The organism is Nocardia sp. NPDC050713, assembly GCF_040654315.1.
Classification (GTDB): domain Bacteria; phylum Actinomycetota; class Actinomycetes; order Mycobacteriales; family Mycobacteriaceae; genus Nocardia.
On the sequence record NZ_JBFAHS010000016.1, the window covers coordinates 1 to 18,550 of the forward strand.

Annotated in this window: 17 protein-coding genes; 6 read left to right on the forward strand and 11 right to left on the reverse strand. The window is 67.1% G+C overall.

What is annotated here, in order from left to right; all coding sequences use genetic code 11:
- Positions 1-110: 110 nt before the first annotated feature.
- From AB0H49_RS26260 to AB0H49_RS26275, 4 genes are all read right to left on the reverse strand, one after another.
- On the reverse strand, positions 111-3,626 hold the full coding sequence (locus AB0H49_RS26260; RefSeq protein ID WP_357255525.1) for an indolepyruvate ferredoxin oxidoreductase family protein: 3,516 nt from the start codon (positions 3,624-3,626) through the stop codon (positions 111-113).
- 29 nt (positions 3,627-3,655) lie between these two features.
- The gene (locus AB0H49_RS26265; RefSeq protein WP_357255135.1) at positions 3,656-5,317 is read right to left on the reverse strand and encodes an FAD-dependent monooxygenase; all 1,662 of its coding nucleotides are present in this window, start codon (positions 5,315-5,317) and stop codon (positions 3,656-3,658) included.
- Positions 5,314-5,829: a VOC family protein gene (locus AB0H49_RS26270; protein ID WP_357255138.1), complete on the reverse strand. Its 516-nt coding sequence runs from the start codon at positions 5,827-5,829 to the stop codon at positions 5,314-5,316. Before AB0H49_RS26270 ends, AB0H49_RS26265 begins: the two co-directional genes overlap by 4 nt.
- A 253-nt stretch (positions 5,830-6,082) precedes the next feature.
- A complete protein-coding gene (locus tag AB0H49_RS26275) occupies positions 6,083-6,595 on the reverse strand; it encodes a helix-turn-helix domain-containing protein (RefSeq protein WP_357255527.1) in 513 nt (170 codons plus the stop codon).
- 171 nt (positions 6,596-6,766) lie between these two features.
- Here AB0H49_RS26275 and AB0H49_RS26280 point away from each other — a divergent pair, with 171 nt between their 5' ends.
- Genes AB0H49_RS26280 through AB0H49_RS26290 form a run of 3 tightly spaced genes read left to right on the forward strand, consistent with a single transcriptional unit; the run spans position 6,767 to position 10,283 of the window.
- Complete coding sequence (locus AB0H49_RS26280) at positions 6,767-7,633, forward strand: fumarylacetoacetate hydrolase family protein (protein WP_357255140.1); 867 nt, start codon at positions 6,767-6,769, stop codon at positions 7,631-7,633.
- Complete coding sequence (locus AB0H49_RS26285; RefSeq protein ID WP_357255143.1) at positions 7,630-9,495, forward strand: acyl-CoA synthetase; 1,866 nt, start codon at positions 7,630-7,632, stop codon at positions 9,493-9,495. The genes AB0H49_RS26280 and AB0H49_RS26285 overlap by 4 nt, the downstream gene beginning before the upstream one ends.
- Entirely contained in the window at positions 9,492-10,283 is a 792-nt protein-coding gene (locus AB0H49_RS26290) for an IclR family transcriptional regulator (protein WP_357255146.1), read from the forward strand. Before AB0H49_RS26285 ends, AB0H49_RS26290 begins: the two co-directional genes overlap by 4 nt.
- A 35-nt stretch (positions 10,284-10,318) precedes the next feature.
- Here the strand turns inward: AB0H49_RS26290 and AB0H49_RS26295 are convergent, their stop codons facing one another.
- Genes AB0H49_RS26295 through AB0H49_RS26325 form a run of 7 tightly spaced genes read right to left on the reverse strand, consistent with a single transcriptional unit; the run spans position 10,319 to position 15,818 of the window.
- Positions 10,319-10,690, reverse strand: a complete 372-nt coding sequence (locus AB0H49_RS26295; RefSeq protein ID WP_357255149.1) for a hypothetical protein — start codon at positions 10,688-10,690, stop codon at positions 10,319-10,321.
- 42 nt (positions 10,691-10,732) lie between these two features.
- On the reverse strand, positions 10,733-11,566 hold the full coding sequence (locus AB0H49_RS26300; protein WP_357255152.1) for an SDR family NAD(P)-dependent oxidoreductase: 834 nt from the start codon (positions 11,564-11,566) through the stop codon (positions 10,733-10,735).
- On the reverse strand, positions 11,563-12,435 hold the full coding sequence (locus AB0H49_RS26305) for an alpha/beta fold hydrolase (RefSeq protein ID WP_357255154.1): 873 nt from the start codon (positions 12,433-12,435) through the stop codon (positions 11,563-11,565). Before AB0H49_RS26305 ends, AB0H49_RS26300 begins: the two co-directional genes overlap by 4 nt.
- Positions 12,436-12,463: 28 nt before the next feature.
- Positions 12,464-13,033, reverse strand: a complete 570-nt coding sequence (locus AB0H49_RS26310; RefSeq protein ID WP_357255529.1) for a 3-phenylpropionate/cinnamic acid dioxygenase subunit beta — start codon at positions 13,031-13,033, stop codon at positions 12,464-12,466.
- 57 nt (positions 13,034-13,090) lie between these two features.
- The gene (locus AB0H49_RS26315; protein ID WP_357255157.1) at positions 13,091-14,302 is read right to left on the reverse strand and encodes an FAD-dependent oxidoreductase; all 1,212 of its coding nucleotides are present in this window, start codon (positions 14,300-14,302) and stop codon (positions 13,091-13,093) included.
- The gene (locus AB0H49_RS26320; protein WP_357255160.1) at positions 14,299-14,640 is read right to left on the reverse strand and encodes a Rieske 2Fe-2S domain-containing protein; all 342 of its coding nucleotides are present in this window, start codon (positions 14,638-14,640) and stop codon (positions 14,299-14,301) included. The genes AB0H49_RS26315 and AB0H49_RS26320 overlap by 4 nt, the downstream gene beginning before the upstream one ends.
- On the reverse strand, positions 14,637-15,818 hold the full coding sequence (locus AB0H49_RS26325; RefSeq protein ID WP_357255531.1) for an SRPBCC family protein: 1,182 nt from the start codon (positions 15,816-15,818) through the stop codon (positions 14,637-14,639). Before AB0H49_RS26325 ends, AB0H49_RS26320 begins: the two co-directional genes overlap by 4 nt.
- Before the next feature lie 311 nt (positions 15,819-16,129).
- On the opposite strand from AB0H49_RS26325, the gene AB0H49_RS26330 reads away from it, so the two are divergent.
- Genes AB0H49_RS26330 through AB0H49_RS26340 form a run of 3 tightly spaced genes read left to right on the forward strand, consistent with a single transcriptional unit; the run spans position 16,130 to position 18,501 of the window.
- Positions 16,130-17,119 (forward strand): zinc-binding dehydrogenase, encoded by a 990-nt coding sequence (locus AB0H49_RS26330; RefSeq protein ID WP_357255163.1) that lies wholly within the window; start codon positions 16,130-16,132, stop codon positions 17,117-17,119.
- Complete coding sequence (locus tag AB0H49_RS26335) at positions 17,116-18,063, forward strand: 3-carboxyethylcatechol 2,3-dioxygenase (RefSeq protein ID WP_357255165.1); 948 nt, start codon at positions 17,116-17,118, stop codon at positions 18,061-18,063. The genes AB0H49_RS26330 and AB0H49_RS26335 overlap by 4 nt, the downstream gene beginning before the upstream one ends.
- Positions 18,064-18,093: 30 nt before the next feature.
- Complete coding sequence (locus AB0H49_RS26340) at positions 18,094-18,501, forward strand: VOC family protein (protein WP_357255168.1); 408 nt, start codon at positions 18,094-18,096, stop codon at positions 18,499-18,501.
- The last annotated feature ends 49 nt before the right edge of the window (positions 18,502-18,550 follow it).

Here is an 18,550-nt window from a genome sequence, read left to right on the forward strand (position 1 = left end):
CGCCCCCCGCCCCCCCCACCCCCCCTACCACCCCGCGTTGCCCCCCAAACACCCCCCCCCCCCGGGGGCCCCCCCCCCCCACCGCGGCCAGGTCGACTCCGGACGAGGCATTACGCCACACCAACCACCGGTTGCGCGGCGCGATAGGTGTCCAACAGCGCGGCTACTCGGGTGCGGTAGCGGTCGACATTCGCCAGCTTGATGGATTCGTACCCGCGAATCATGTCCGGCAGATCAGCGATTTCGACAGCCAGAGCGTGGTTGTCGGGTCGTAGATCCGCCAGCAGTTCCTCGACCAGCGCACGGTACTCGACGATCAGCGCGCGTTCCTGCCTGCGCACCTCGGCCATTCCGAACGGATCGAAGCGAGTGCCCCGGACCCGGCGCATGGCCGTCAGCAGCCGGTACACGGGCTGGAACCACGGACCGAGTTCGATCTTGTTCCGCATGCCGAGCGCCCGCAGGATCGGCGGGTGCAGGCGGTAGGACATGCGGGCGCCGGGCCCGAACTCCGCCTCGATGGCGGTGCGCAAGGCGGGGTCGACCGACAGCCGGGCGACCTCGTACTCGTCCTTGTAGGCCATGAGCTTGTAGAGGTATCTGGCGACCGACTCGGTGAGCGCGGTCGCACCGGGAATCCGCTCGTCCTCACGCTGCCGTACGTGCTCGACGAACCGGCTGTATTCCCGTGCGTACGAGAGGCTCTGGTAGCCGACGAGATCGGGGATACGGACGGTGACCAGCCGCGTCAACTCGGTCTCCCGACCGGATGCCACCCGAGCAATCAACTTCCGAACCGCCTGTGACAGTGCACGATTCGCGCGCTCGGCCGGTGACTTCTCCGCCACCGCGACCTCGAAAGCCGCGGCGTCCGCGACGGACAGGCGGCCGTAACGGAACGCTTGAACGTTGGCCTCGACCTGCACGCCGTTGAGCGTGATGGCGTGCTCGACCTCCGCGGGCGACAGCGGCAACGAACCGGATTGCACTGCCGCGCCGACCAGCAGGAAGTTGGCGTACTGGTCCTCGCCGAGCAAGGCGTTCGCCGCGTGACGGGCGTCGAGGAAGATCGCCTCGCGCGTCGTCGAGCGCAAGGCGTCCCGGATGGGTCCGACGTCGGGGAACCCTACGGTGGTATCGATGACCATCTGACCCGTCGGAACTTCACTGGTGGAGATCACCGCCGTGGTCCGTTCGGCGCTCGCCGCCGCCAGGTACCGTTCGTCGGCGGCCACCAGGATGTCGCATCCGAGATACAGATCGCACTCCCCGGCCGCCGCCTTCCCAGCCTGGTCGGTCGGCTCGACGGAGATCTTGAGGTCCGAGACGACCGCTCCCCCCTTCTGCGCGAGACCGGTCTGGTCCAAGGTGCGGACATGGCGACCGGCCAGCGCCGCGGCGGTGCTGAGCACCTGCGCCAGCGTGACCACACCGGTCCCGCCCACGCCGGTGATGCGCGTGGTGTGGGTTCCGTCGAGCGCGAATACCGGCTCCGGGAGGGCGTCGGCGTAGAGCAGCGACGCCCGGGTACCGCTGGTGCGCTTCCCCGCGGGCGCCACGGTGATGAACGACGGGCAATCGCCCGACAGGCAGGAGAGGTCCTTGTTGCACGAGGACTGGTCGATGCGCGTCTTGCGCCCGAACTCGGTGGCGACCGGCTGGACCGACAGGCAGTTGGACTTCTCGCCGCAGTCACCGCAGCCCTCACAGACCCGTTCGTTGATCACCACCCGCTGTGCGGGCTCCGGCGCGAGCCCGCGCTTGCGTTTGCGCCGTAGTTCGGTCGCGCATTCCTGGTCGTGAACGAGCAGCGTGACACCGCGCGTGCGCGCGAGGACCTCTTGGGCTTCGATCAGCCGGTCCCGACGCCAGACTTCCACTCCGCGAGGGAGTTTCGTCTTGCGGTAGCTCCTGAGGTCGTCGGTGGTGACGATGATGCGGGCGACGCCTTCGGCGACCATCGCCTCGCAGATGGCAGGCACCGTCATCAGCCCGACGGCCTGCTGCCCGCCGGTCATGGCCACGGCCGAGTTGTAGAGCAGTTTGTAGGTGATGTCGACTCCCGCCGCGATCGCGGCCCGGATCGCCAGGCTGCCGGAGTGGTGGAAGGTACCGTCGCCGAGGTTCTGGATGAGGTGGTCGCGCTCCAGAAACGGCGCCATACCGATCCATTGGGCGCCTTCGCCGCCCATCTGCGTCATCCCGGCCACCTCGCCCACCTGTTTGGCGTCCATCAGCGTCACCATGGCGTGGCACCCGATTCCCGCGCCCACGGTGGCTCCCGCGGGGACCTTGGTCGAGACATTGTGCGGACAGCCCGAGCAGAAATACGGCGTCCGGGTGACGAGGGGCAGCGCGATCGGACCACGCCGGCGGCGTGACTTCCCCGACCAGTCGTCGACCGAGGGAAAACCGCCGAGTTCGGACAGCCGCGCGGCCACATGGGTCGCGACGATATCGGGGTCGAATTCGCCGTCGGCCGGGAACAACGCGGCGCCGCCGGGCGTCCGTTTGCCCGAGACAGCGGGCGCGTCGGGCCTGCCGTAGAGCAGACTCTTGACCGCCGACTCGATGAGTGCCCGTTTCTCCTCGACGACGATGATCTCGGACAGCCCCTCGGCGAACTCGTCGACCACGCCCGGCTCGAGCGGGTGGATCATGCCGAGCTGAAGCAGCCGCACGCCGCGCCGCGCCAGCTCGTCGTCGTCGAATCCCAAAGCGCGCAGGGCTTGCCGTAGATCCAGGAATGTCTTTCCCGCGGCGACGATGCCGACCCGGTCCGACGAACTGGAACGCGCGATGCGATTGAGCCCGTTCGCCGCGGCGTATCGGCGGGCGATCTCCAGGCGCGCGCCGTCCCGGCTCCGTTCCAGCGCGCCCAACGCCGGTTGCAGGACCTGGCCGGTCACCTCGTGCCGGTATTCGGCGCCGTCCACGGTCAGATCGGGAACGACCGGACGGACCCGCTCCGGGTCCACATCCACCGTTCCCGACCCGTCCGCGACGTTGGTCACCACCTTCATGGCCACCCACAACCCGCAGGCACGCGACATGGCGATCCCGTGCAGGCCGAAGTCCAGCGCCTCCTGGGGATCGGCGGGATAGAGCACCGGGAGCCCCAGGTCGGCCAAGAGCAGTTCGGAGGCTCCCGGCACGGACGACGACTTCGCCGCCGGATCGTCGCCGACCAGGGCGAGCACCCCGCCCTCGGAATGGGCGCCCATCAGATTGCCGTGCCGAACCGCGTCGGCCGCACGGTCCAGCCCGGGGGATTTCCCGTACCAGATCGCACTGACCCCGTCGACGCGCTTGTCGGATTGCCTTGCGGCGAGCTGCGTTCCCTGCACGGCTGTCGCCGCGAGCTCCTCGTTCACGCCCGGTCGGAACACGATGTCGTGCTGGTCGAGCAACGCCGCATTGCGTTCGAGTTCGGTGTCGTATCCGGCGAGCGGTGAGCCCTCGTATCCGGAGATGAAACAGGCGGTGCGGCGTCCTGCTCGGTCGTCCGCCCGGCGCTGATCCAGGGGAATCCTGGCCAGGGCTTGGATTCCGGTGAGATGGACGCGCCCGTGTTGCACGGTATATCGGTCACGAGGTGACGCCACCGGCGCTGATTGATTCGTCACGACAGAGGATTTCCTAACGAAGGAGATGGTCAGGAGACGGAGTGGTCGGCCCCGCGGCACGCGGCGTCGAGCGCGGCCCACAGGTCTCGTACGGGCTTGGTGGACAACCCCTCTGCCCGCCAGGCGATGTGCCCATCGGGACGAACCAGGATCGCGCCGTCATGGGGGATCCCGCACAAGCCAGGCGCGGTGACCTCGAAGTCACGTCCCGGAACGCACGCGTGGATCGGGACATCCGTATCGATCTCCGCCAAAGCGGCGGCCCAGACCGCACCGTCGGGCCCCGTGATGAGCGTGAATCCTGGTATCAGGAGATCGTGCGTCGAGATCGTGACGCCGCCCCTGTCGATCCACGCGTGCGGGAGCCTGCCACCGGGCACCGCCACGGTGAGCGGGTCCGCCTGCGTCTCCGAGGGGCAACCGACGCCGTACACGTAGCCGATCTCGAGTTCGAGATAGTCGAAGTGGGGGCGCTGTGCGGGGACGGACTCGGCCAATCGCTTTCGCTCGGCCGCCGCCACCGCCGCGTCCCCGCTTTCGAGCCGGGCGGCCATGTCGAGGGTGTTGGGCCCGATCCCGGCGTCGGCCATTTTCACCGCGTTGGTGATGCTGCTTTCGGCATTGGCGACGGCGATCGGCCTGCGCTCGGATTCATAAGTGTCGAGCAACGTTTCGGACGCCCAGCCGTCGATCACCGCCGCCAGCTTCCACCCGAGGTTGTCCGCGTCGACCAGTCCCGTGTTCATGCCGAGACCTCCGGTCGGCGGAAACCGATGCGCCGCATCGCCGGCGAGGAAGATTCGCCCTTTGCGATACTGCCGCGCCGTGCTCGCCCCGAGCGTCCAGGTGCCGACGGACCGGACGTCGACGTCGAGGTCGGGCGCTCCGATGCCGCTCCGGATCAGGTCGGCACAGCGCTGCGCGGTGTAGTCGGCGACCGACTCCCGAGTCGGGTCGTATTCGAGGTGGAATGTCCAGCGATCGCCGCCCATTCGGATGAACACGCCTGGACAGGCGGTGTTCAGTACCCAGAACAGCAAGGCGGGATCCTTGTCCGACCAGCGCGACAGATCCGCGTGGAAGTACACGTTGATCAAGTGCCCGAACTCCGGAACGCCCTCGATCTCGATGCCGAGGCCGCGCCGGATCCGTCCGGACGCTCCGTCCGCGGCCACGACGTAACCGGCGCCGAATCGTTCTTCGCCCTCGCGTGTTTCGACGCGCACGTCGACCGAATCCCCGAGATCTTGCACCGCGGTGACGCGTGTGCCGTAGCGGACCTCGGCCATTCCCTGCCGGTACACCGCTTCCAGCAGCCGACGCTGCACCCGATCCTGCGCGCACGAGCCGACGGTCACCGGCGACGCCCCGAGCCGTCTCGCCAGGTGCTCCACGGGCGCGTCCGCGAGGTCGATCCGCCCGAACTCCTCACCCGCGACCGTGTGCTTCCAGACGAAGCTGAGCCCGCAGTTCAGATCGACCGCGTCCGCGATGATCTCGTCGTAGACGCCCCAAAGGCGCAGCAGCTCCATCGATCTCGTATTCACCACGTGCGCGCGTGGATGCGGATTGATGTCGTCGAACTGGTCACAGACGACACTGCGCACGCCGTGCCTGCCGAGCACATACGCCGTCGCGAGCCCGACCGGGCCCGCGCCGACGATCAAGACCGGAATGTGTCCGTCGTTCACGGCCGCTTCACCAGCTCCGCCAGCGGTTCGCCCGCCTCGAATCGGGCGATCAGCTCTTCCGGAACGAAGTCGACGCCGATCGGATTGGCGACGAAGGCGTCGGACTCGAAGAACGCCTGTGTCTCCTCCTCGGTGGCGAAACTGTCGATCTGCAACTCGATCTGGTTGCCGTCCGGATCCCGGTAGTACATCGACATCGTCGGACCGTGGTTGATGCTCCAGAAAGGCTGCACCCCATCAGCTTTCAACCGCTTGTAGTTGTCGAGCAGATCCCCGAGCGATGCGTAGGTGAAGGCCATGTGATGCATGCCGGTGTGCGCGTCGGTGGGCTGCTCCGACGCGCCGGTCGCGATGAACGCGACCCGATGGTGCTCGTCGTCGTAGGTCATGAACGCCAACATGTCGTTGGCGAAGGCCACACGACCTTCCAGCACGTGCAGATACCAGTCGGTCATCTCCTGCAGACGATTGGTTCGCAACACGATGTGGGCGAGTTTGACGGGTGACGCCATCGTTGGCACCTCCGAACGGTATGGCGAGAAGAGTTCTCTTGAATGTGACTCAAGACACGGTAGCCCCCTCATGAATGACAGTCAAGAGACAGCGCGAACCGATGCCGAGACAGGACGGACCCGCCTCAGCGCACGACCGGACGAACAAGAGCAGTCGCCAGAATCGACACGAACAAGGGCGTCACACAGACCCCGAACGCCTCGCGCCCGGGTGGATCACCGAACTACATGGCCGCGACCAGCGGCAACGACGTCAGCGAGCAGCTTTAGCGGCCGCGGAGGCGACCAGCGCATCGGTCACCAGATCGATCAGATCGCCGATCGGTCGATCCAGGCGGCGCGAGCTGATCAGGACCCCCTCGAACAGCACATGCCCCGCATCGGCGATCAGCGCCACATCGGCGCCCTCGGGCAGCCTGTTCGCGATCGCGGCGAACAGGCGGCCCTCGAGCCATCGCTGGATCTGCTCATAAGCGACGCGGACCGACTCCGAGTCCGCCATCCGCTCATACGCCTCGCGATGCAGCGCCCGGTACGGCTGCACCGCGACCAGCAGCCCGACGAGCTCGTTGCGTGGATCCCCGCCGAGCTCGGGATCGGCCTCCACGCTGTGGCGCGCCGTGGCGAAGATCGAGGTCAATGCCGCGGCGAACAGATCGTCCTTGGTCGGGAAGTACCAGTGCACCGCCGCGGGCGCGATACCGGCGGCGCGACCGACCGCGGCCACGCTCGTCCCCCGATAGCCGTTGGCGGCGAACAGTTCCACAGCGTGTTCGACGACCGCCGCTTCACGCTCGGCCTTCGGGATCTGCTGTCGATTCCTGGGCATGAGGTGAGCTTACTGCCCCGCGATCACCTCTTGACTGCGCGTCATGACTGCTCTTAACTGTCGGACAAGAGCGGCGAGGTTGCCGCCATCGATCGCGGAGGTACCGAGATGCGTCTGTACACAACCAACGAGGGAATCGCCCGCGAGGACCGGGCGGACGTACTCTCCGTGCTGGACCTGCCGCAGCGGGATCTCGGGGAATTGCTCGACGGCCCCGGTCTGGACGCCGCGCGGACAGCGGGAACGGTCCGCGAGATCCCCTTGGACGGGGCGATGCTGCATGCTCCCGTGCGCAGACCGGGGAAGGTCGTCATCGTCGGACTCAACTACCCCAGCCACGCCGAGGAGGCCTTGGCGGCGTTCGCCGCCATCGGTCGCACCGACATCGAGATGCCCACCGAACCCAACCTCCAAATAGTCGCGGGCTCGGCCGTGACCGGATCGGGAAACACCGTCGTCCTGCCCGGGGTCGCCGCCGGGGAAGTGGACTACGAGGGCGAACTCGCCGTCGTCATCGGACGGGCGGCCACCGGAGTGCCGGTCGAGACCGCCTGGGATCACGTGGCGGGCCTGACTATCGCGAACGATGTCTCGGCACGCGACATCCAGCGCCGCGCGATGATCGGCGACCCCGTCGCCTCGATCGGTGTGGCCAAGAGCTTCGACACCTTCAAACCGCTCGGCCCGTGCCTGGTCACCGCGGACGAGTTCACCGACCGAGTCGACCTCCGTATCCGCACCCGCGTGAACGGCGAAGTGCGCCAAGACGATCGGACGAGCAGCTTCATCCACTCGATTCCCGAGATCGTCTCGCACCTGTCGAAGTACCAGACGCTGCTGCCCGGTGACGTGATCTGCACCGGGACCCCACGCGGCGCCGGACTGTTCTCCGGCCGCTTCCTGCGCCACGGCGACATCGTGGAGGTCGAAGTCGAGCGGATCGGCGTCCTGAGCAATCCGGTGGTGTCCGAGTGAACGCCGAAACGAACGTGCACACCGCCCGCCACGACATCGAGCGGCTCACCGATGTGCCGCTGTCCGATCGCGATCTGCCCGCCACCACCTACGACCTGCTCGAACGATCCGCGCGACAACACGGCGAGAAGCCCGCTCTCCACCTGCTCCCCGGCGGGAACCGCTGGGACGAACCGGAGACCTGGAGCTACGCCGAACTGCTTCGGCGGACGACGCAGGCCGCGAATCTCTATGCGGCACTGGGCCTGGGGCCCGGTGGTGTCGTCGGCCTCATGCTCCCGAACACCAGGACCACTTACGCGGCGCTGCTCGGGGCCCAGGCCATCGGCATCGCGAACCCGGTGAATCCGATGCTCGCCACCGAACACATCGTCGAGATTCTCCGTCTCACCGAGGCACGGATACTCGTCGCGCCCGCACCCGCACTCGATCCCGACGGCTGGGACAAGGCGTGCGCGGTCGCCGAGGCGGTGCCCTCGCTGCGCGCGCTGGTCTCCGTCGGCGGGCCAGTGCGCACCGCGCCGGGTATCTGGGTCGGCGATTTCGAACAGTTGGCTGCCTCCCGGCCCGCGCACGAACTCACCCTCGAGAACCGGCCGGAGGCATCCGACATCGCCGCATACTTCCATACCGGCGGCACGACCGGAATGCCCAAAGTGGCCCCGCATACCCACGCGAGCGAGGTCTACGTCGCCTGGGCGCTCGGGCAGCACGGCGCATTCGGCGGTGACACGGTGGTTCTGACCGGGCTGCCGCTGTTCCACGTCAACGCCATCCTCATCTCGACCCTCGCGCCCTTCCTGAAGGGTGGAACGGTGGTATCGCTGGGCAGCCTCGGGTTCCGGGATCGCGAGGCGGTGGCCGACTTCTGGCGAATCGTGGAACGCTACCGGGTCACGACCTTTTCGGCGGTTCCGACGGTGTACGCCTCCCTGCCGCCGGTGTCCGACGATGTCGACCTTTCCAGCCTGCGTGCCGGAATCGTCGGCGCCGCACCGCTACCGAGCCTGGTACGAGCCGAATTCGAGTCCGCCACTGGTGTTTCGATGATCGAGGGATACGGACTCACCGAGGCGACCTGCGCGAACACCATCGGACCCATGACCGGCGGCAAGCCAGGGTCGATCGGGCTTCCGCTGCCCTATCAGCAGATCAAAGCCCTCCGAATCGGAACGGACGGACTTCCGTTCGGCGACTGCGGGCCCGGCGAGGTCGGCGTATTGGCGATCAAGGGCCCCAGCGTCTTTCCGGGATATCTCCGGCCGGGGCCGGACGGTCCTGCCCCTGATCCCACGGGTGTGATCGTCGACGGCTGGTTGATCACCGGCGATCTCGGCAGGGTCGACGCCGACGGCTTCGTCTATCTCACCGGGCGCGCCAAGGACATCATCATCCGCGGCGGCCACAACATCGACCCGCGCATGGTCGAGGAGGCGATGCTGGCTCATCCCGATATCGTTGGGGCCGCGGTGGTTCCGTGTCCCGATGCGCATTCGGGCGAAGTCCCAGCCGCTTACCTCGTGTTGCGGCCTGGCGCCGATCCAGATCTTGGGGCGCTGGGCGCCTGGGCGGCGCAGCACGCGCCCGAACCGGCCGCTGTCCCGAAGTTCATCCACATCATCCCGGCCATCCCGGTCACCGAGGTCGGCAAGGTGAACAAGCTCGCCCTGGCGCATGATTCGGTCGATCGTATTGTGCTGCGCGAACTCCGGGAGGCGAGCCTGTCCGGCGCGGTGCGGGTGACCGATCGCGGCGGCCGCGCGCACGCGCTGATCGACCTGGACAACCATGCCGCCCCGGACCGCCTCGGCGAACTCCGCGCACGCTTGAACGCCTACCCCTTCGCGCACGAGATCGTATGACCACAGAGCCGCTCACCCACGCCGTCCGCGACGATCGAGCCGCGATCGACAAGGCGATCAGCCTGCTCGTCTCGTTTCGCGACCAGGCGAACACCGGGGTCGGCGTCAGCGAACTCGCTCGACGCGCCGACCTCAACAAGTCGACCGCGTTCCGCGTGCTCGGCATCCTCGAGCGCAACGGCGTGGTGGAGCGGGTCGGGACGAGCTATCGACTGGGGCCGCGGCTGCACGAACTCAGCCGGGGCGCCTACACGCCGGATCACGAAGCGCTGCGAGACATGTTGATTCCGTTCGTCGCAGACGTCTACGAACACACCCATGAGACCACGCATCTGGCGGTACTCGTCGGCGCCGACGTGCTGTATCTGGCGAAGCTGTATGGCTACCGCAGAATACGGTCGCCTTCCCGAATCGGTGGCCGCGCGCCCGCCTACTGCACGGCCGTCGGCAAGATCTTGCTGGCCTACGACAGCGACGCCGCGGCGACTGCGGCCGCCACGTTGCGGCCCTTCACCTCGCGGACCGTGACCGACGCGGCCGCGCTGTCGTTGCAGCTCGCACGCGTGCGTCGCGACGGAATCGCGTTCGACGACGAGGAAATTCAACGCGGGCTCAGTTGTGTGGCGGTACCGATCTTCGGGCCTGCGGGCCGTCCGGTCGCCGCGCTGTCGATCGCGGGCGCGACCGGACGCATCGATACCCGCCGGCATGTTCCGACCTTGCGCCGCGTCGCTGCCGCCGCAGGACACATGTTCACGGAGTCGATCAACAAGAACACGCGGCTCTGAATGCCGCGGTCGGCAACATCGTCTGGGCCGTACGATCAGGTGCCCGGTACGCGCTCGATGTCGATATCGACCATCGTGACCCACGCCGGTTCCACGACCAGCAACCCCAGTGTCCGCCCTGGAACATCGACGTCGACCACATGCCGGAAACCGGCGAGCTTCGCCGCGGCCAGTCCGGATTCGTCGCCCGCCGTCACCGCGAAAACCACACGGCGACACTGTGGATCGGCATCCAGGACCGCGGATGCCGCCGCAGCGAGCGCCTCGGTGAGAACCTCCGCGCTCGGCGCCCCGGTGATGCGAATCTCCACATCATGGGCGCCGGCCGGATAGGCGGACCGCAGCCTCCCGTCGGCACAACGCTCGACATCGATGATCACCGGCACGTTCTCCGGACCCGCCGACAATTGGTATGTCCTCCCTCGTCTCTGTGTCACTGTCGCCTCTGATCAGAGATGGTCTCCACCGGCGGAGGTGTGAAAGCCACGCACACCGATGCCGCCGTCGACGCGGATCGCTTCGCCGGTGATCGGTCCGCTCTGCTCGCGCGACGCCAGCAGGACATAGGCCGCGGTGAAGTCACGCGGGTCGGTGCTGGAGTCGTGCAGCGGAATCGGCGGCGGTGGACTACTCGCACTACGCTTCGCGAACGACGCCGACAGGGATCGGTCCTGCATGGCGAGCGATTCGGGCCCGCGTAGGTCGGTGTTCATTCCGCCGCAGGCGACCCCGTTCACGCGCACCTTCGGTGCGAGTTCGTAGGCGAGCTCACGCATCAGACCGAGACACGCGTGTTTGCTCGCGGTGTAGACGACGCCTCCGCCGTTGACATCGAAGGAGGCATTCGACAGCGTCATCACGATGCTGCCTCTGGTCCGCATGAGTTCACGCCAAGCCGCTTCGGCCGCGAGGAAGTAGCCCTTGACGTTGATCGAGAAGATCTCGTCGAACGTGTCGCCGAGCTCCCGCGCCGTCAGCCGGGTGAGATGCCGCTGATAGTCCCACACACCGGCATTGGCGACGAGAGTATCGAGCTTCCCGAACCGCTCCACCGTCTCGGCGACCGCGTTCCGCAACTGCTCGGAGTCGCGAGTATCGGCGACGACCGCATGCATCCGTCCCGGGTCCGCCGACTCGGCGACCACCCGGGCCAGTTGCTCGGCGGTACGTCCGACGATCGTCACCGAGGCGCCCTCGGCGAGGTAGCGCTCCGCGACCGCCCGCCCGATCCCCGAACCGCCGCCGGTGACAAGCGCCGCGTATCCCTCGAGCCAGCCACTCATGCCAGTTCCCGCAGAAAGTCGACGACCAGGCGTTCGAACTGCTGTCGGCGTTCGAGTTGCACCCAATGGCCGCATCGGCCGAACACGTGCAGTCGCACATCCGGGATCTGTTTGAGCATGATCTGGGCGCCGTCGAGTGTGATCGTGCGGTCGTCGCGTCCCCACAGCAGCAGGGTCGGCGCCTTGATCTTGTGCAGATTCTTCCACAGCGGGTCCATGCCGTCGCGGGCGGCGAAAGCGGCGTTGTACCGGTGGTAGAACTCGATGTGGCTGGGATCCAGGGACGCTTCGTAGCGCTCGCGGACGACTTCGGCGCCGAACTGCTTGTGGTCGAACACCATTGCCCGGATGAAGGCGGCCATCTTCTTCTCGCTCGGGCCGCCGCCGTTGAAGTACCGGAACATCTCCTTCTGGCCTTCCGTCGGTGTGGGACCGAAAGGCAACCAGCCCCCGCCCGGCGCCATCAGCACCAGGCCCGTGACGCGCTCGCGCTGTGTCTGCGCCATGGCGATGGCCGCCGCGCCGCCCAGGCTGTTGCCGAGCAGATGGAAGGTGCCGACACCGAGCGCGTCGAGCGCTTGGAACAGCGCATCCATCGTGATCTCGGTGATGGATCGATAGTCGAGGTCGTCCTGCGTCGGCCGGTAGCTGCCGCCGAATCCCGGCTGATCAGGCAGCAGGATGCGAAAGTGCCGCGCCAGCGCGGGCAGGTTCTGGTGGTAGTTGGCCAGGCCGGACGCACCCGGTCCGCCTCCGTGCAACATGACCAAACACGGTCCGCTGCTGCCCACTTCGGCCACGGCGAGTTCACCGAGTGAGGTGGGCACACGATGGTGCCGGATGTCGGTGTCGAAAGTTTTCGTGATCATCGTCTTTCCTTGGTGCGGGGTAGCCGAGTCAGAAGAAGGTCGAGATGTTCTTCGACTGCAAGACGCTCTGGTCGAGGAGGATCGTGCGCCGGGCGACCAGGAGTCGTCGCTCGGTACGGCGCAACAGATCCGTGCGGGAGCCGACGAAGACGTTCTCATCCCGTTCGAGGCGGTTGCGGTACACCAGGAATGCCGACCGCGCCACCAGATCGCGCTCGGCGAAACCGGGGGTTCGAGCCGTATCGACGTGGTGGACAACGACATTGGATACCACATGCCGGGTTCGGGATGGCGGGTCCTCCGCCCACGCCATCCCGGAATCGAAACGACGGATACGCCAGGCGAGGCTCTCCTTGGTTTCGTCGTAGTACGCGGCCTCGCCCCGCGCGGCGATGGACAGCGCCTGCTGGCGTCGCAGCCGATTGGTCCGGGTGGGCATCCAGTACTCGAGGTCGTCGGCGAACAGCTCCAGCCAGTCCGCGTACCGGCCGTCGTCGAGCAATCCGGCTTCCCGGTAGTAGAACTGCTCGACTTCGAAATGTGTGTCGCGGTCCGCGGGCCGCTCCGACGGCGATGCGGTCGACTGCGGGGATTCGATAGGGCTCACGGTGATTCGATCCTTTGGAGGCGAGTGGTGGCAGGCGCCGTGTGCGCTTCAGCCGCGCAAGAGCTTGCGCAGGTCGACGGCAGGGTCGGCGAGCGATGCGGAATCGACGATCATCGAGCGGTCGATCATCCGCCGGGCGGCACGGACGGCGATCGAGTCGTCGATCGCGACCGCGGCCACGATCGATTCGCCACGAAGACCGAAGACCGAAAAGGCTTTTCCGCCGAATTCGCCGCGGGACACTGTTCGCTCTGCGTCCGACATCAGTCCTACTACTTCGACATGACGGTGATGACGATCGGTCCAGAACCACGCGGCCGTCGAAGCCGGAGGCGCCGCGCCGAGAATTGTCGCGGCGGCACGCTGCCCGTCCAGTTGGGCCGCTTCCCAGTGCTCGGCCCGCGGCTGGTCGCGGCAGCGGGCCGGGTCGCCGACCGCGAACACCGCCGGATTCGAGGTGACCTGACCGGAGTCGACCAAAATCCCGCGGTCCACCTCGATCCCGGCACCGAGGGCGAGACTCGTCTCGGGAACCATCCCCACGCCGAGCACCACGGCATCGACGACACGGGCCCGCGCATGCCCACCGATCCGGACCTCGATCCCCGAGGAGACTTCGGTGCAGGACACCACCGGGCCCGCGACCGTGGTGATGCCACGGTCCGCGTGCATCGCGTGCAGCCACGCGGCGACCTCCGCGCCGAGGGCCGCGGCGAGCGGCGGTGACGTTGGCTCGACCAGAACCACCTCGCAGCCGAGTTCTACAGCGGTAGAGGCTACTTCGGCGCCGATGAGGCCGGCGCCCACGATGAGAACCCTGGAGCCCGAGACAAGCACCCGGCGAAGGCGGTCGGCGTCGCCAGCGGTCCGCAATACGTGGACGCGTCGGCTGTCGACTCCGGCGATCGGCGGACGCGCCGCCTGCCCGCCGGTCGCGAGCACGACCCGGTCGGCGGCCAGCAAGCGGCCGTCGCCCAACTCGACCTTGCCCTCGGCGGGCCGCAGCGCGGTCACCGTGGACCGGTTGATCAGCCGCACCTCCTCGTCCTGATACCACTGCGGGGAGCGCAGCGCGATCTGTTCGAAAGTTCTTTCGCCACAGAGGTATTTCTTGGACAGCGGCGGTCGGTCGTAGGGGAACTCGCCCGCCTCGACGAGGGTGAGTTCGCCATCGAACCCCCCGGAGCGCAAGGCGCCGACGGTACTCACACCGGCGATGCCGCCACCGACGACGACCACACGATCGATCGAGCCGGTCATGATCGAGGCGCCTCGTTCGGAAACAGGAAGACCTCGCCATCGCGCACCTCGACCCGGTGCGGGCACACCCCCTTGGTGGCCGGAAGTCCGTCGACCGCACCGGTTTCCAGACAGAACCTGCTCGCGTGCAACGGGCACTCGACGTGCCCGTCCTCGATCCACCCCTCGGCCAGCGATGCGTCGGCATGGGAGCAGGTGTCGTCCAGCGCCCAGACCGCGCCGTGCTCGTCACGCAGCAACGCGATGTCGTCGGCGGTGCCGGTCACGGACTTGCCGACCGCGATGCCGGTCCCGACGTCGATGTCCGCGAGGGCCGCCACTCGAATTCCCGTGCTCATTCGGACACCTCGTGCCAGGCCGGTGTATTCATCAATTCCTGCCACCGCGCGTAGAAGGCGCGACCGGCGGCATCGCTGTAGAGTTCGCTCGTCCGCCCCGGGTAACGACCGTCGTGACGCTCGGAGCCCATGCCCATCTGGTAGTTGAGCGCGACGCCGTTGGTGACGAAGCCGCGTGAAATGCTTTGGACTTCACTCCAGTTCTCGCCGTCGTCCTGCTCGAAGATGCCGCTCGGCCCGAAGGTGCGCAAGTTGTAGAGTCGCTGCGCCTCGCGCACGTGAACGGGCATGGATTTGTCCACGATGGTCCACGACCAGACCTCCATCTTGTCCGGCCCTTTCGGGTGCCAGACCCGAATCGACCCGTTCACCGGCAGGTAGGAGAAGTTGGGAAAGACGGTGGCATGCCCGTTCGTGAGCGGCCCTTCGACACGCGCGTCACCGAGCCGGTCGCGCAATGCGGAATAGTCCGTCCATTCGTGCACGGTGCGCGCGTCGAACCGATTCTTCGGGTGCACCGGGAATCCGGCACCGTGACCGTTCGGATCGACGTATTGGCGTCCGGTGCGATGGATGATCTCGTCCTTGGGCGCCTTGCCTTCTGGCGAGAGCACCATCAGAGCCGACGCGTGGCTCATGTTGACGTGATACCAGTCGGTGGCGAACTGCTCGGCCGCGAGCTTCCAGTTCCCGTCGAGCACCCATTTGTGAACCCCACCGACCACCACGGTGCCCTCGGCGTCGTGGTCGAGCATCGCGTCCAGATACCAGGCCATATCGCCGAGGTAGTCGACCAGCGCGACCGCATCGGGATTCCAGGTGCCGAAGATCAGGCCGTGATAGGTCTGCACGTGCGGCACCTCGACCAGCCCCCAGTCGTCCGGGTGGAACGAATCCGGATATCCGTCCCGGTTCGGAACGCTGATCAGACGGCCCTCGAGATCGTAGGACCACCCGTGGTAGCTACAGGTGAAACTGCGCGTCGTGCCGGAATCCGCGCGGCACACCCGTGCCCCTCGGTGCCGGCAGGAGTTCAGAAACGCGCGGATCTTTCCGCCCTTGTCGCGTGTGACGACGACCGGATCCGCACCCATATAGGTGGCGAAGAAGTCACCCGGCTTGTGGAACTGATCGGTATGGGCGAGGAACAACCAGCTCGGCGCGAATACCCGCCGCATCTCCTGCTGGTACAGATCCTCGTGCGTGAAGATCGCGCGGTCGAGCAAGCCGGTCTCGACGTCGACGAGCCCGGATACGTCCAGGTTGCGGAACATCGGGGCCGGACGACTCAGCGCGCCGCGGGGCGCTCGCCCGAGGGCGGTGCGTGGGGGTTCGCCCGCTCCGCCGCAGGCACCGGACGCGGCGGCGGGCCGGATGGTGGAGGTCATGGTGTCAGACAAGCGCCTGCGAGCGCGCCGATCCATAGCGCGTTCCGCTGTAGGTAACGCGTGCTGTGGTCCAGCTCGGCTCACCGGGCATGGTGACGACCATGCTCGCTGCTACCGCAATCTCGCAGAGCGCCGACGACCCACTGTCCGGCCTCGTTCTCGGCGAAATCCCCGAACCCGAAGCCCCACCCGGATGGTCCGTTGTCCGCGTCGTCGCTTCCACATTGAACATGCACGATGTGTGGACCCTGCGCGGGATCGGTCATCCGCCCGAACATCTGCCGATCGTGCTCGGCTGCGATGCCGCGGGTTACGACGAGTCCGGCAACGAAGTCCTGGTCTTTCCGGTGATCGCCGACCCGGACGCCGGAATGGGTGACGAGACGCTCGACCCGAATCGCGCCCTGTTGTCGGAACGGCACAACGGTGCGTTCGCGGAGTACCTGACGGTCCCCACTCGCAACCTGATTCCGAAGCCCGGCTGGCTGTCCTTCGACGAGGCGGCCTGCCTTCCGGTCGCGTGGACCACCGCTTACCGAATGTTGTTCACCCAAGCGCGAATCCGGGCGGGCGATCGTGTCCTCGTGCAAGGCGCGGGCGGTGGCGTCGCCTCGGCCGCGATCATGCTGGCCGCCGCGGCGGGCGCCGTCGTCTACGCGACCAGTCGCAGCGAGGACAAACGCCGTATGGCGCTGTCCTGGGGCGCGCGCGCCGCGGTCGAACCCGGCGCGCGCCTGCCCGAACGAGTGGATGTCGTGATCGAGACGGTGGGTGCGGCGACCTGGTCGCATTCGATGAAAGCGCTTCGGCCGGGCGGAGCCGTCGTCGTCGCGGGAGCCACCAGTGGAGCGAATCCACCGGCGGAACTCAACCGCGTCTTCTACTTGCAGCAGCGGATCCTCGGTTCGACCGGATGCACGCGTGGTGAGCTGGTCTCGATGCTGCGAATGATGGACGCCACCGGTGTTCGACCGGTCATCGACCGGACGCTGCCACTCACCGAGATCCACAAGGGTTTTCAGCTCATGATCGACGGCGCGCTGACTGGGAAACTCGTCGTCCGTCCGGACCGGAAAGGAGCGGGTTCATGACCGCCGCGCTCGTGGGACTGTCGCACTCACCCCTTGTCGGGAAGAACGATCCGGCCCCGGAGATCCTGCAGAGCGTCTACGCGGAAATCTCGGCCGCGCGCGCCTTCGTCGCCGAGTTCGCGCCCGATCTGGTTGTCCTGTACGCACCGGATCATTACAACGGGTTCTTCTATCGCCAGATGCCGCCGTTCTGTCTCGGAACCGAGGCGTATTCGGTCGGCGACTTCGGCTCCAGAGTCGGCTCGCTGTCGGTCGACTCGGCCGCGGCGAAGCAACTGGCGCGGGGCGTGCTGGCACGCGGCGTCGACCTGCCCATCTCCGCGCGTATGGCGGTGGATCACGGGTTCGTCCAGCCGCTGGAGATACTGTTCGGCGGGATGGACCGCGTTCCGGTCGTCCCCGTCTTCGTCAACGGCGTCGCCGCGCCGTTCGGTCCCCTGCACCGAATCCGCGCTCTCGGAACCGCTCTCGGCGCGGCCGCGCGGGAACTCGGCACGCGGGTTCTGTTCGTGGCATCCGGCGGTTTGTCCCACGACCCGCCGGTGCCCGTTCTGGAGAGCGCGCCGCGACGTGTCGCCGACGCGCTCATCGAGGGCCATCCGCCGACGCCCGAACAGCGCGCCCGCAGCGAGCATCGAGTGTTGCAGGCGGGGCATTCCTACGCGGCGGGGTCGACCACGATGATCCCGATCAATCCCCGGTGGGACAACCTCGTCCTCGATACCTTCGAACACGGCGAACTCACCGATATCGACGACTGGACGCCCGAGTGGATGGGCGCCGAGGGTGGCGGCTCCGCGCACGAGGTGCGCACGTGGGTCGCGGCATACGCCTCGCTGGCCGCGAGCGGGCCCTATCGGATGACATCACGGTTCTACGTGCCCATTCCCGAATGGATCGCCGGCTTCGCCATCACCACCGCGATCACCCGAGGATCACGATGAGAGGGCCACCCGCGCGCCTAAGCTCGAGCCGTGCACTTGGAACTGGTCACGATCGTTGTAGCCGAGTACGACCCAGCCATCGATTTCTTCGTGAACATCCTCGACTTCGACCTGATAGAGGACTCGCCTTCGCTGACCAACGACGGTCGGCCGAAGCGGTGGGTTGTCGTCCGTCCACCAGCCTCGGCTACTGGAATCCTGCTCGCACGCGCCGATGGCGACCGGCAGCTACCCGCGATCGGGAACCAGGTCGCGGGTCGCGTCGGGTTCTTCCTCCGAGTCGACGACTTCGACGCCAGTTATCACAGAATGAGTTCTGCGGGAGTGCAATTCGTCACCGAGCCGCGCACCGAGACGTACGGCCGAGTCGCCGTCTTCAACGACGTCTCGGGCAACCGATGGGATCTACTCGGCCCTCCAGCACCGGCATCATCTTGATCGCGGGGTCCGACAACGCCGGTGGAGACAACAACGCATAGCGCTCCGA

Excerpts from the sequence above, each read along its gene's own strand:
- AB0H49_RS26270 (WP_357255138.1), bottom strand. The coding sequence starts at position 5,829 with ATGGCGTCACCCGTCAAACTCGCCCACATCGTGTTGCGAACCAATCGT.
- AB0H49_RS26280 (WP_357255140.1), top strand. The coding sequence starts at position 6,767 with ATGCGTCTGTACACAACCAACGAGGGAATCGCCCGCGAGGACCGGGCG.
- AB0H49_RS26290 (WP_357255146.1), top strand. The coding sequence starts at position 9,492 with ATGACCACAGAGCCGCTCACCCACGCCGTCCGCGACGATCGAGCCGCG.
- AB0H49_RS26300 (WP_357255152.1), bottom strand. The coding sequence starts at position 11,566 with ATGAGTGGCTGGCTCGAGGGATACGCGGCGCTTGTCACCGGCGGCGGT.
- AB0H49_RS26305 (WP_357255154.1), bottom strand. The coding sequence starts at position 12,435 with ATGATCACGAAAACTTTCGACACCGACATCCGGCACCATCGTGTGCCC.
- AB0H49_RS26315 (WP_357255157.1), bottom strand. The coding sequence starts at position 14,302 with ATGACCGGCTCGATCGATCGTGTGGTCGTCGTCGGTGGCGGCATCGCC.
- AB0H49_RS26320 (WP_357255160.1), bottom strand. The coding sequence starts at position 14,640 with ATGAGCACGGGAATTCGAGTGGCGGCCCTCGCGGACATCGACGTCGGG.
- AB0H49_RS26325 (WP_357255531.1), bottom strand. The coding sequence starts at position 15,818 with ATGCGGCGGGTATTCGCGCCGAGCTGGTTGTTCCTCGCCCATACCGAT.
- AB0H49_RS26330 (WP_357255163.1), top strand. The coding sequence starts at position 16,130 with ATGCTCGCTGCTACCGCAATCTCGCAGAGCGCCGACGACCCACTGTCC.
- AB0H49_RS26335 (WP_357255165.1), top strand. The coding sequence starts at position 17,116 with ATGACCGCCGCGCTCGTGGGACTGTCGCACTCACCCCTTGTCGGGAAG.